General features: G+C 35.7%; 12 protein-coding genes. 6 read left to right on the top strand and 6 right to left on the bottom strand.

Annotated elements, in window-relative coordinates; all coding sequences use genetic code 11:
• Positions 1 to 104: 104 nt before the first annotated feature.
• Positions 105 to 698 carry a hypothetical protein gene (locus IR022_RS00410; RefSeq protein ID WP_194202198.1) on the bottom strand — a complete coding sequence of 198 codons (594 nt, stop codon included), beginning with the start codon at positions 696 to 698 and terminating at the stop codon, positions 105 to 107.
• Positions 699 to 886: 188 nt separating this feature from the next.
• Between IR022_RS00410 and IR022_RS00415 the strand changes: the two genes are divergently transcribed.
• Positions 887 to 1102, top strand: a complete 216-nt coding sequence (locus tag IR022_RS00415) for a DUF1653 domain-containing protein (RefSeq protein WP_194202199.1) — start codon at positions 887 to 889, stop codon at positions 1100 to 1102.
• A gap of 97 nt (positions 1103 to 1199) precedes the next feature.
• Here the strand turns inward: IR022_RS00415 and IR022_RS00420 are convergent, their stop codons facing one another.
• The 5 genes from IR022_RS00420 to IR022_RS00440 all read right to left on the bottom strand — a co-directional run bounded on the left by IR022_RS00420 (position 1200) and on the right by IR022_RS00440 (position 4974).
• Positions 1200 to 1853: a nitroreductase family protein gene (locus IR022_RS00420; protein WP_194202200.1), complete on the bottom strand. Its 654-nt coding sequence runs from the start codon at positions 1851 to 1853 to the stop codon at positions 1200 to 1202.
• A gap of 21 nt (positions 1854 to 1874) precedes the next feature.
• The gene (locus IR022_RS00425; RefSeq protein ID WP_194202201.1) at positions 1875 to 2420 is read right to left on the bottom strand and encodes a hypothetical protein; all 546 of its coding nucleotides are present in this window, start codon (positions 2418 to 2420) and stop codon (positions 1875 to 1877) included.
• Between the two features lie 9 nt (positions 2421 to 2429).
• Positions 2430 to 3449: a phenylalanine--tRNA ligase subunit alpha gene (pheS, locus tag IR022_RS00430; RefSeq protein WP_050710773.1), complete on the bottom strand. Its 1020-nt coding sequence runs from the start codon at positions 3447 to 3449 to the stop codon at positions 2430 to 2432.
• Between the two features lie 158 nt (positions 3450 to 3607).
• A complete protein-coding gene (locus IR022_RS00435) occupies positions 3608 to 4267 on the bottom strand; it encodes a GDSL-type esterase/lipase family protein (protein WP_194202202.1) in 660 nt (219 codons plus the stop codon).
• A gap of 62 nt (positions 4268 to 4329) precedes the next feature.
• Entirely contained in the window at positions 4330 to 4974 is a 645-nt protein-coding gene (locus tag IR022_RS00440; RefSeq protein WP_194202203.1) for a GDSL-type esterase/lipase family protein, read from the bottom strand.
• 242 nt (positions 4975 to 5216) lie between these two features.
• Here IR022_RS00440 and metN point away from each other — a divergent pair, with 242 nt between their 5' ends.
• The 5 genes from metN to IR022_RS00465 all read left to right on the top strand — a co-directional run bounded on the left by metN (position 5217) and on the right by IR022_RS00465 (position 12858).
• On the top strand, positions 5217 to 6248 hold the full coding sequence (metN, locus tag IR022_RS00445; protein WP_194202204.1) for a methionine ABC transporter ATP-binding protein MetN: 1032 nt from the start codon (positions 5217 to 5219) through the stop codon (positions 6246 to 6248).
• 4 nt (positions 6249 to 6252) lie between these two features.
• On the top strand, positions 6253 to 6894 hold the full coding sequence (gene metI, locus IR022_RS00450) for a methionine ABC transporter permease MetI (RefSeq protein ID WP_242052994.1): 642 nt from the start codon (positions 6253 to 6255) through the stop codon (positions 6892 to 6894).
• Positions 6895 to 6927: 33 nt separating this feature from the next.
• Positions 6928 to 7740, top strand: a complete 813-nt coding sequence (metQ, locus tag IR022_RS00455) for a methionine ABC transporter substrate-binding lipoprotein MetQ (protein ID WP_194202206.1) — start codon at positions 6928 to 6930, stop codon at positions 7738 to 7740.
• Between the two features lie 170 nt (positions 7741 to 7910).
• Positions 7911 to 11948 (top strand): two-component regulator propeller domain-containing protein, encoded by a 4038-nt coding sequence (locus IR022_RS00460; protein ID WP_194202207.1) that lies wholly within the window; start codon positions 7911 to 7913, stop codon positions 11946 to 11948.
• 97 nt (positions 11949 to 12045) lie between these two features.
• Positions 12046 to 12858 (top strand): hypothetical protein, encoded by an 813-nt coding sequence (locus tag IR022_RS00465; protein ID WP_194202208.1) that lies wholly within the window; start codon positions 12046 to 12048, stop codon positions 12856 to 12858.
• Positions 12859 to 12944 lie beyond the last annotated feature (86 nt).

The following is a 12944-nucleotide window of genomic DNA, read 5'->3' on the forward strand; positions in this document are numbered from 1 at the left end:
AGACTTAATAGTTCTGATAAGGTTGGCAAATTTAATAAAAAAAGATAAGAATATACATCCTTATCTTTTTTGTATCGAAAGTTATCTTCCTAAAAGGTTGATTATTAGTTGAGATCCATGAATTGTATTATCACCTCTCTATTATCATCGGGATATATTTGGTGGAACTGGTCGATAGTTTCCTGCGTTTCTCTGATTGTTATTTCAGGGCAGTCTTCACCCGGTGTGTAGTTCTCTCCAATGGGTATTGCAAAAGACCCTCCCATACTGTTATTGCCCATTCCTACACCCAGCGAAAAGCCTTTTTTAATTTTATCTCTGTCGGTTGGTGTCCACTTCATGAAAATATCACCTACATAATAGACTTTGTCAGTCTCATTAAAGGATAATGTAAGACAACTGTTTGTAAGTATCTTACGGAAAGTTCCACCGTCTTTGTATTGAATAAAGTCGGTAAGAGTATTTCCAATCTGCATTTTCAGACAGAAGAAACCATCTTTGCCGACCTTCACTTTAGATGTACCTCTCGGGCTTCTTAGAAATTGTAATTCAATCTTTTCATGGTCTATATCCGAATTATTATCTAAAATAAAGCGACCAAATACGATTGCTTCATTAGGCTTTGTCTTTATGGGTTTGCTGCTTGTGCAGACCAATAAAGTAAATATTGCCAATATAAAGAGAGTAATATTCTTCATGAGTTTACTATTGTATGATAATTAAATAACCGGCAATTGTTTGTTCAGCAATTTTTTATATAATCTATTGTTACTATCGTAGCTTACAACGCTAAAAAGGTTTGCAGCCTTAATTGTATTGCAAATGTAATAAAAAGGTCTCGTGTCAGGAAAAACTCTTTTATATTTGCACCTTAATTACCAAATCTATGGATTCAACAACAAAAGAACGTTTCTTTGTGCATTTTAAGGGCAATCGTTACAAGTTTATAAGTATGGCTAAGCACAGCGAGACTTTAGAAGATATGGTGGTTTACCAAGCTCTCTATGGTGAATATGGTATATGGGTAAGACCAGTATCCATGTTTTTCGGGAAAGTTATTGTCGATGGGTTAAAGGTTGACAGATTTAAAGAAGAACTTTAAAGCCACATAGCTTACAACCATAAAACGATGGTGAAAAAATAGGCTTTCAATATCAATTTGAAAGCCTATTTATATGAATATAATTAATTAAGATCTCTTATTTAATATATTGTACTTTGCTGGCGTCTCTTGGTTTAGCTTCGTGACTTTCGTTTTTATAGCCGATTGCAATACCAAAAGCTACTTCGTGTGTATCAGGCATATTGATTTCCTTTAAGAATTCTTTAGCATCCGGGTCGTTTAGAATACTAGCCATATTGCCGATAGTACATGTTCCGATATTCATTGACTCGGCACTAAGTAGTATGTTTTGTGCTAATAAGCCACAATCTACAAAGCTTGTTGGATTATTCTTCTCTCTACCTACAATTATAAGAGTAGGTGAGCCATGAAATACACTAAAACCGGGCTCTTGTGAACGTGAAGCACTACCTTTTAAGTCTTTTCCTTTCGCTTTTTCAACAAAACTACTGTTGATGCGATTCAAAAGATCTGCATTTTGAATTACACGAACTTCCCACGTTTGTTTGTTTAAAGCACTTGGTGCATTTATTCCACAATCGATAATAGTATCTAGTTGTGCCTGATCTATTTGCTCAGGTTTATACGATCGAATGCTTCTACGATTTTTAATCGCTTCTACCACTTCGTTTTTATGTTTTGATGCGGTTGTTATCATAGTTTCTTTTACTGTCTCTTGACAAGAAATAAAAAATAAAGATCCAACGAATAAGAGTAATAGTTTTTTCATATTCTAATTTTATTATTGCTGTTATTCAATTATTATTAGCTTAGTCTCTATTTCTTTGGTGTTTTCCGGAAACATTTGTTTAAAATAGTTTATTGTAGACTCTGAACTTTTTACACTTGCAGGTATGCGTTTACCATCCTTACTATTTTCAACTAAAGTACCTAGAAGACCTTGATTTGATCTTTGCTCCCCATGGTTAGGACTCCAATTGATATAAATATCCCCTACATAATAAACGGTGTTAGAATCTTCTATATCTATACTTATATAGCTTTTAGGCAGGTTGGCATATTTATTGCTATATGCCAGCATTGCTATATGATTCTTTCCTAAAGGAACTTTAGCCATAAAATATCCTTTGTCATCAATTCTTGCTAGAGTTTTACCCCAATTCCGCTCATTAAAATGTACCCATATATCTTGCGGCTTTATTGAGTTATCTTTATAGATACTTAGTCTTCCGAAAATAATAGCCTCCGTAGGTTTTGTTTCAGTGGTTGATATTTTTCCTGAACTGCAACTACTTAGTAGAATAAGAGATAGCAGACAATAAATAATATATCTCATATCTTATTCTTACTGTGCGTTTTCGAATTGTTTCAAGAAACGTACATCGTTTTCAGAGAACATACGTAAATCTTTAACTCTATATTTTAAGTTAGTAATACGCTCAATCCCCATACCTAGGGCATATCCTGTATATACTTTACTGTCAATACCGCAATTTTCTAAAACGTTAGGATCTACCATTCCGCAGCCTAATATCTCTACCCATCCTGTGTGTTTACAGAAAGGACAACCTTTACCTCCACATATGTTACAAGAAATATCCATTTCGGCACTAGGTTCAGTAAATGGGAAATACGAAGGACGCAAGCGTATTTTTGTATCTGCACCAAACATTTCTTTTGCGAAGAAAAGCAATACTTGTTTCAAATCGGCAAACGATACGTTTTTATCAATATAAAGAGCTTCTACTTGATGGAAGAAACAATGTGCACGGTATGAAATAGCCTCGTTACGATATACACGTCCGGGACAAATAATGCGGATAGGAGGCTCTTGTTTTTCCATTACACGTGTTTGTACCGATGAAGTATGCGTACGCAATACTACTTCGGGACTACGGGCAATGAAGAACGTGTCCTGCATATCGCGTGCAGGGTGATCGTCTGCAAAGTTTAGAGACGAGAATACATGCCAGTCGTCTTCAATCTCGGGTCCTTCGGCAATAGAAAAACCTAAGCGTTTAAATATATCGCAGATTTCTTTTTTTACCAACGAAAGTGGATGACGGCTTCCCAGTTGTACAGGGTAAGCTGTACGGGTAAGGTCTATAGTTTCCTCTGTAGAGTTTGAGTTCTCCAGATTTTCTTTTAATTCATTGATTTTGTCCTGAGCTTTGTTCTTTAGCTCATTAAGTCTCATGCCGAGTACTTTTTTCTCTTCTGCTGCTACATTTCTGAAATCGTCCATAAGAACAGAAATCGCACCTTTTTTACTTAAAAATTTGATACGCAGATCTTCCAACTCTTGAAGGTTGGTAGCCTTTACTTCTTCTATATCAGATAGTAGTTTGTTTATTTTATCAATCATCAGATTAAAACTTAGTCTTCTTTTTATTGCTATAATTAGAACTTAATTACAAAAATACACTTTTCTTTTTTAAATAGAGAAACAGTAATTCAATAATAAGGTGATGATGTGTATTATTTGCAGTGACAATAGCCTTTGAAGTAGAATACATTTACTGATTAATTCTTATTCTTTGCAATTCTTTTATAGATTACCTCTGCTAAAACTTTGTTCCCTTCTTTATTGGGATGCACAGAGTCGGGGAATAGTTCTGGGCTGTTGCTCAGTGGAGTATAAGTATTGATAACTTTAAGATTATACTCTTGAGCTACTTCGTTAATATAAGGTATAATATAGGATACAATGATACTATCACTAATACCTCGATGCCCTTTTGGGTCAGTATGGGGTTTTAGTGGATAACAAAGATATATCTGAGGGTGAGAAGATAGCTTTTGAAATGATTCTACTAACGATTCCATATCCTTTTTGTAATCATCCTTGTATAGCCAATTATTGGGTTTTGTATCATTTGTTCCAAGCATAATGACGACAATGTCAGGGTCGAATTTCAGAGCTTCATTGTAGATCTTCTCATTTATATAGGGGTAGTCTGCTTTGTTTATTACTGCTCTTCGATTGGATCCGAAGTTGCGAACGCGGTAAGCGTCTCCCATCATTTGTCCTAATATAGCGGGGTAGCTGTCTTTTGTAATATCTTCAACTCCTAATCCATAAGTGAGGCTATCACCAACACAGGCTATTTTTATCTGAGGTTTTTCGGAACAGCCTATTGTGAAGATTGTTGATAAAACAAGTAGATACAAAAGCTTTCTCATTTCGAAATAAGTGATTGGTTTCTCCTCTTAGAACAAACTTAAGGAAATAAAGTGCGCTTTACTCAATCTTTTCTTGTTATAGCATAATATACTTCTCTAGCTAAAACACGGGTGCCTAATTCATTAGGATGTATCTGATCGGGGAAATTTTCTTTCATATTGCTTGTCGGCGTGTGCAGATTTATGATTTTAGTATTACATTCCTCAGCAACTTCGGTAATGAAAGGGATTATATAGTTCACAATAATGCTATCATTAATACCCCATTGAGTAGTGTATGCCTTAGCCGGATAGCATAGATATATTTGAGGTTGTGATGGCAATTGCTGAAAGGCTTTAACCATTGTTGTTAGATCATTTTTGTATTCATCTTTGTAGATCCAGTTTTGAGGTTTAGAATCATTAGTCCCCAGTTTAATGACAAAAATATCAGGATTGTATGCTAGTGCATCTCTGAATTTTTGTTCCTGCATATAAGGATGATCTCCTTTGTTGAGTGCTGTTCGTGCACTAATGCCAAAGTTTTGGACTTCGTATTCGTTACCTAGCATTTGTCCCAATACCGAAGGATAGCTGTTTTGGGCTCTATCTTTCACGCCCGACCCGAATGTAATGCTGTTGCCTATACAAGCTACTTTTATTTGTGCAGAAGCACTTGTTCCGAGAATAATAAATAAGAAAAGAAATGATACAAGATGTTTTTTCATGATGTTTAAGGTTCTGTGAAATATGATACTAGATAACGCTAAATTTCTAAACTGATATTTTATTACCATAACAACTTGTCGTTATTATGCCTACAAAGCAATAAAAAGGTCTGCGACTTTAAATGAAAACGTTAAGCATAACGTCTTCGTCAATAATGACCGTAAAAATAATAAATAGGTCGGTGACCTTGATAATTTTTTGTTACTTTGTTATTCAAATAGATAGAAAAATAATTAGCCCAATGATAGAGCTAAAAGATATAACAAAGGTATTTAAACAAAAAGACCGCACCACAACAGCACTTTCGGGTGTTTCGCTTTATGTGCCTAAGGGTAAGATTGTAGGAGTGATAGGTGAATCGGGAGCGGGCAAAAGCACGCTTATCCGTTGTGCGAATCTGTTGGAGCGTCCGAGTTCGGGTGAAGTGTATGTGGATGGACAAAATCTGACTCGAATGTCGGAATCGCAGTTGGCAAAAGCAAGGCGAAATATTGGAATGATATTTCAGCATTTTAACCTTCTGTCTTCACGAACAGTATTCGACAATATTGCTTTTCCGTTAGAATTAGATAAAACTCCAAAATCGGAGATAATTACACGTGTAAAGGAACTGCTTAACTTAGTAGGACTTGAAGAGAAGGCGAATGACTATCCCTCTAAACTATCGGGAGGTCAGAAACAGCGTGTAGCCATTGCCCGAACTTTGGCAAGTAATCCTAAGGTCTTGTTGTGTGATGAGGCAACAAGTGCTCTTGACCCTGCAACCACTCGCTCTATACTATCGTTACTGAAAGAGATAAATAAGCGTTTGGATATTACTATTCTTCTTATCACTCACGAAATGGATGTGGTAAAAGAAATCTGTGATGAAGTTGCTGTTATCAGCGATGGACAATTGATAGAGCAGGGAACGGTTGCCGATATTTTTTCGCATCCAAAAGCAGCTCTAACCAAACGATTTATTGCATCTTCTCTGCATATGGAGATACCAGCCGATTATCAGGAAAATCTGGTTGCTTTGCCTCAAGCAGGAAAACATCCTTTATTGCAGCTCGAAATAACAGGGCAATCGGTAGATGCACCTGTATTATCGGAAGTAGCACGCCTGTTCGAAATAGACAGTAATATAATTAATGCCCGTATGGATTATGTAGGAGGTATGAAATTTGGAGTAATGCTTGTAGAATTTATCAGTTCCGCCGAAAATGAGAATCGGGCAATAGAATTTTTGAAAAGTAAGAATATTAAAGTGGAGGTATTAGGCTATGTCTGATTCGATGATAGAGATATTAATAAAAGGAACTTGGGAAACAATTGTCATGACTTTTGTTTCTGGTTTCTTTGGTTTTGTATTGGGATTACCTATTGGAGTCTCGCTTTTTATAACAAGTAAAGGACAAATAAGAGACAATAAGTCCGTAAATAAGACTTTGGCATTCTTTGTAAATATATTCAGAGCCATACCATTTATTATACTTATTGTTTGGATGATTCCCTTTACCCGTCTGATTGTAGGAACTTCTATCGGAGTAGAAGCCGCATTAGTTCCTCTAAGTATTGGTGCAGCCCCATTTATAGCCCGTATGGTTGAAAATAGTCTGCTCGAAGTACCTTCGGGGTTGGTGGAAGCATCGCGTGCAATGGGAGCTACTCCTTTTCAAATCATACGGAAAGTACTATTACCTGAGGCGATGCCTTCGCTCATCAATTGTGCATCTATTACTCTAATTACTCTTGTAGGATATTCAGCAATGGGTGGTGCAGTAGGTGCAGGAGGCTTAGGTCAGGTTGGTTATCAATATGGTTATGTAGGTTATGATACTACGGTTATGAATGTAGTATTGGTGCTTTTGGTTGTATTGGTATTTATTATTCAGACTTTAGGAAATTTTATTTCAAAAAAGGTAGACCACCGATAAGGGGGCGATTTTGAAATAACTAAAAATATTTAGATGAGATTAAAAATGTTTTCGATACTTGCTATGTGCTTAGCAGGTATTATTCTGTTTAGTTCTTGTGGACGAAGACGAAAGAACGATCCCAACTATATTCGAGTGGCAGTTGTTTTGGGACCCGAATATATTGTAGCAAAAACGGCTCAGAAAGTGGCCAAAGAAAAATACAATCTGGATGTTGATTTGGTTACTCTCACCGATTATGTTGTGCCTAATACACTGCTCGATCAGGGGGATATTGACGCGAATGTATTTCAACATGTACCGTATCTCGAAAACCAAATGAAGGAGCGAGGTTATAAACTTGCAGTTGTAGGCAATGCTTTTGTGTATCCTCTGGCGGGATATTCGAAGAAAATAAAATCGTTGGATGAACTAAAGGATGGAAGTACGATTGTAATACCTAACGATCTGACAAATGGCGGTCGTGCACTCCTCTTGATGCAAAAGCAAGGTCTAATAAAGCTTCGCGACAATGTTGGCTTCATACCCAAAGTGACAGATATAATAGAGAATCCCCGAAATTTTAAAATAGTGGAATTAGAAGCTCCTCAACTACCTCGGGTTCTGGATGATGATAAAGTAATAATAGCCATCATAAATAATACATTTGCCGCGGGTGTGGGACTCACTTTGAAAGATGGAATTTTTGTAGAAGAGAAAGACTCGCCTTATGTGAATGTGATAGTATCAAGAGAAGATAATAAGGACGATGACAGAGTGAAGCGATTTGTAAAGGCTTTTCAATCGGATGAGGTTGCAGAAACAGCCGATCGCGAATTTAAAGGCGGAGCAACTAAAGGATGGTAAACACATCCATAAAACACTAGAGGAATAAAAAAGAAAATATAACGAAAGGGGAGGCAATAGCTTCCCCTTTCGTCATGAAAAAACGATCAAAAAGAAACAAGTTATAAACAAAATCTTATCTTTGAATTGTAACCTGTATACCTAGGGCTTTTATTCAGTAGTTCTGCCTCATGAAAAAAGTAATATTCTGTATATTATTTATACTTTCTTATGTATTTGCTTACCCTATATATTTTAAACATATAGGAGTTAAAGATGGTTTGTCTCAATTATCCGTACTGAGTATACATCAGGATAAGTTGGGACGAATTTGGTTCGGCACGATGGAAGGGCTCAGTATCTATAATGGTTCGGAAGTAGTAAGTTATAAGGGAACCAATTCATTATCCCGATTAACGATTGAAGGTGAAAAAATAACCAATATTACGGAGAATAAAGAAGGTGATATCTTTTTTATGACAAATGATAATGGTTTGATGAAATATGACCTCAAGCAACACAAATTTTCCACATTTAGTGGATTGGAAGTATCTGCACTTTCATCTATTGATGGAACCATATACATTGCATCAAAAGATACCATATATACTTGGAACGAACAGATGAATCGTTTTAGTTTCAAATTGGCTCCTATCTTAAGCAATAAAATAACTAAAATTTTCAAAGACCATAAACAACAATTGTGGATAGGAACTTTGTCAGGCTTGTACAAGCTCTTACCTGATAATACACCTGTATGTGTAATTCCTGATAAGGAAATCTGGGAAATATTCGAAAGTTCTCAAAATGAGCTGTGGATAGGTACGCGTATGGAGGGCATGTATAGAATAAATGCTAAGGAAGTAGTTTCTGAGTTTTTGCATAACCCCAAAGTCGAAAATAGTATTAGCAGCAATCAGGTGAGAACATTTGTGGAAGATCCGGATGGTAATATATGGATTGGTACTTTTGTGGGTTTAAATAAATATAATCCCAAAACGGGAGAGTTTAGTGTTTATACAAATAACTATACATCGGGTAGCCTCGCTCATTCTTCTATCTTTTCTTTATTAATAGACCGACAAGGGTCTTTTTGGATTGGGTCGTACTATGGGGGAGTTAACTTTTTCAATCCTAAAAAAGATGTCTTTACATATTACGGAGTAGATCCGCTTCGCGACAATTCGCTCAACTACCCATTTGTAGGTAATATGGTTGAGGGCAACGATCATAATGTTTGGATATGTACCGAAGGTGGTGGTTTGAACATGCTTGATAGGAAGAAAAGTCGTTTTAAGTATTTTACTGCCGATCATGGAGACGATGGACCCAATCATAATAATCTGAAAAGCATCTGCTATGATTCTATCGCCAATAAATTATATATGGGTACTCATACGGGTGGTGTGAGTAGTTATGATATTGCGACCGGAAAATTCAAGAACTTTTTGAATGAACCTAGTCAAGATGGTCTATATCATTCCATTCTATTGCAGACCGTTTTCTATAAAGGAGAACTTTATTTTCAAGATACTCATGGATTGTTTAAAATGGATGTTAAAACGGGGAAAATAGTACCACTATACTCCCCAGAATTATTTGAAAAGTACTCGGGTATAAGTTTTATTATTGACTCTAAAGGTTATTTATGGATATCAACATTTAGGAACTATATAGCCCGTTTGAATCTGAATGACAGTAAAGATCAGATCAAAAAGTATTATTTCGAAGAAAAATTTTCCACATCGAGATCATTAACGCTATTCGAGTCGAAAAGTGGCGATATATACATTACTACCCTAGGGCTTGGTTTATTGAGATTCAACCCGAAGACAGAATCTTTTACATCCTATACTTCCGAAAATGGACAACTGCTGAGTAATTATTGTTACAATGTAGCAGAGTCTCAATTGGGACATTTAATTGTAATTGGAGATAAAGGTCTTTCTATTTTAGATCCAGATAAAGGATTGCTGAAATCAATTGGTATCAGCCGATTATTACCCATATCTTCATTCAACAGAGGCAATTCAATACTGGTTTGTAAAAACGGAGAAGTGTTTGTTAGTACAACAGAAGGTCTTATTTCTTTTTTTGAGAGAGATTTATATTCTCCTGATCCCCCTTATAATCTCTATTTTTCGAAATTAAGAGTCAATAATAAGGAGGTTTTACCCGATGATGGTTCTCCCATTTTGAGAGATATCTTAGCTTATACTCCTAAAATTTCGCTGAAACATAATCAAAATAATCTGACAATTACGTTTGCCGATAATGATTATGCAAGCTCGTATAACCCTCGCTTGTATGAGTATAAATTAGATGGGCTTGACGATCATTGGATTCCCACAAATAAAGCATCCCTTGTTTATACGCATTTAACACCGGGCAAGTATATTCTACGGGTAAGAACTCAAAATGCTTATAGCACTCTAAATAGTCTTTCGGATGAAATTCAATTAGAGATTATTGTGAATGCTCCCTTTTATGCAACGCCTTTTGCGTGGATAGTATATCTGTTCATTTTCGGACTCTTGTTGTATGGCTTCATCTATTTTAGACAAAGACAGATAAGGCTCGAAGCGTCGTTACAGTATGAGAGAAAAGAAAAGCAATACATAACAACGCTTAATAAGGCGAAGCTTTCATTCTTTACCAAAATAAGTCATGAATTCCGCACACCATTAACGCTTATTATTACACAGATTGAATTGCTTCTTCAGAGTGATACATTATCGAAATCGGTGTCGGATCGAATTCAGAAAATATATAAGAATTCGTACCGAATGAGAAATCTGGTAAACGAGATTCTCGATTTTCAAAAGATGGAGGATGTGAGAACTCAGCTTCATATTTATCATGCCGATCTTATACCTATTCTCAAGGATATTTACTCATCATTTAAAGAGAAAGCACAATCTAAAGAGATTAAATATAATTTCGAATCTTCGTCAGAAACTCTGTTTTGTTGGTTTGATCCCGAGCAATTGCAAAAGGTATTTTATAATCTTTTGTCAAATGCTTTTAGCTATACACCTGCAAAGGGGTGCATAGAGTTAATTGTTCTTGAAGGTGCTGATGAGATAACTGTAAAGGTTATTGATAATGGTGTAGGTATCGATAAGGCTGATATAAAAAATATATTCGAACAGTTCTATCAGGCAAGTAATAATGTAAAAGCAGAAGACCCTTACCTTACAACGGGAATGGGTTTGGCTATCTGTAAAGAAATTGTAGAGTTTCATCATGGCGAAATGCTGGTTGAAAGTAAGCCCGATTATGGAAGTATATTTATTGTAATACTGAAAAAAGGAGTTGAGCATTTTCAGAAGGACACTAACGTTAAAATAATACGCGATGGCTATGAGGCTGTAAAAGAGGATACATTGCCTACCTTAGATTTCCTAGGGAACGATTCTGAGGGTGATTCATTAGTAAATGATGTTCCTGTGGCTAGGCTCTACACAATTCTGATAGTTGAAGATAACGAAGAATTATCAGAATTATTAGAATCAATATTTTCTCCTTTCTATAATGTGATGATTGCTTATAATGGTAAAGAGGGCTTGCAGAAGGCTCAAGACAACATGCCCGACATTATATTGAGTGATATAATGATGCCCGAAATGGATGGGACTGAGTTGTGTATGCGGATAAAGAATAATATCAACACAAGCCATATTCCCGTAGTTTTATTGACTGCAAAAACTTCGGATGAACAGAATCTAGAGGGTTTGCAAAAAGGAGCAGACGATTATATTATGAAGCCATTTAATGCGAAAATACTTTTAACACGTTGCAATAATTTAATTCAGAATCGACTACGTTTTCAAGAAACATTCAGAAAGCAGGAGTCTGTTGATATTCAACTCTTAGCCAATAATAAGTTGGATCAGAATTTCTTGAAAAAAGTAGAGAAGGTAATTGATGATAATCTGACTAATACCGAGTTTGATATTAATGCCCTGGCTCGCGAAATGGCCATGGGGCGTAGTTCTCTATTTGCGAAGTTTAAGACTCTTACAGGAGTTGGTCCTAATGAATTTATACTGAACTATAAGCTTAAACGCGCTGCTTTTATGTTGAGAAATAATACCAATTTGCAGATTGGTGATGTTGCCGATGAATTTGGTTTCAGTTCAGCCCGCTATTTTAGCCGATGCTTTAAGCTTCAATTCAATATGTCGCCCAATGAGTACCGCAAAAAAGAGGATGATGTTATTGACTAAAGATAGGCTTCTCAAATTAACTTGATCCTATTTTAGGAAAAAAGTGATACATTTGAGTTGTAATTATTAACAGAAGTAAGAACTAACATTATTAACTATGAAAAACAAATTCCTCTATTTATTTATTGCCTCTCTGTGTTTTATTGGCTTTGCATCCTGTAGTGACGATGACGAAGATACTGATATTAAGTTTCTCTATGGCTCCGAAAAAGTAAGTTCGGCAAGTGTAACGAGTGTTGGCTCAATTTTAGTTGAAACTCGTAATGTTAATGGAGCATTTACAGTAAAGTCTAACAATGAAGAAATTGCAACTGCCGTAATTGATGAATATAAAGATTTAAATACAGGACAAATAAGACTCAGGATTAAAATTCAGGGTATTAAGGAAGGAAGTACCTCGGTTACGGTGATTGATAGTGAAAACCGATCGGCAACATTAAAAGTAGATGTTATCATTAAGACAGTCTCTCTTCTGATTACAAGTCAAGGAGCATCTGTTGAGGCTGAGAACGAAACTTCTGAAGATCAGCCTGCGATTGATAAGATTACTGAGGAAATTAAGAGTAAATTGGCTCCCATAGGGGGAGGTTTCAAACTTATTTATACTTCGCAGTATGAGGGAACTTTAATTTATTATCCAAATATTCAGAAACTATCAGAAAAAGAAGAAGGGATATTCAAATTTGAGGGTAATGAAGCTACTGAAAGAATGACTCTCAAATTTTTCTATAATAATACAGAGTATGTTTATGATCCTTATGGAGGAAGTCTTTTAACTAATTCGACAAGAACTAGTGAGGTTCGAGTTATTTTTATTCGTGATTTTATAAATGATTATATTGGAATGACCAAGCCGAAAATAAAGAAAGCTAGCGGGGCTTTATTTATGTCTCCAAGTATGGCTTTTTAAACTGTATGAAGTGACAGATAGGTCTAAGACTTCTATGCAGATATAATTAGATTAAAAAGGTGAGACTCTTGAGTCTCACCTTTTTT

It is taken from the genome of Dysgonomonas sp. GY617 (assembly GCF_015233815.1).
In the GTDB taxonomy this organism is placed as follows: domain Bacteria; phylum Bacteroidota; class Bacteroidia; order Bacteroidales; family Dysgonomonadaceae; genus Dysgonomonas_A.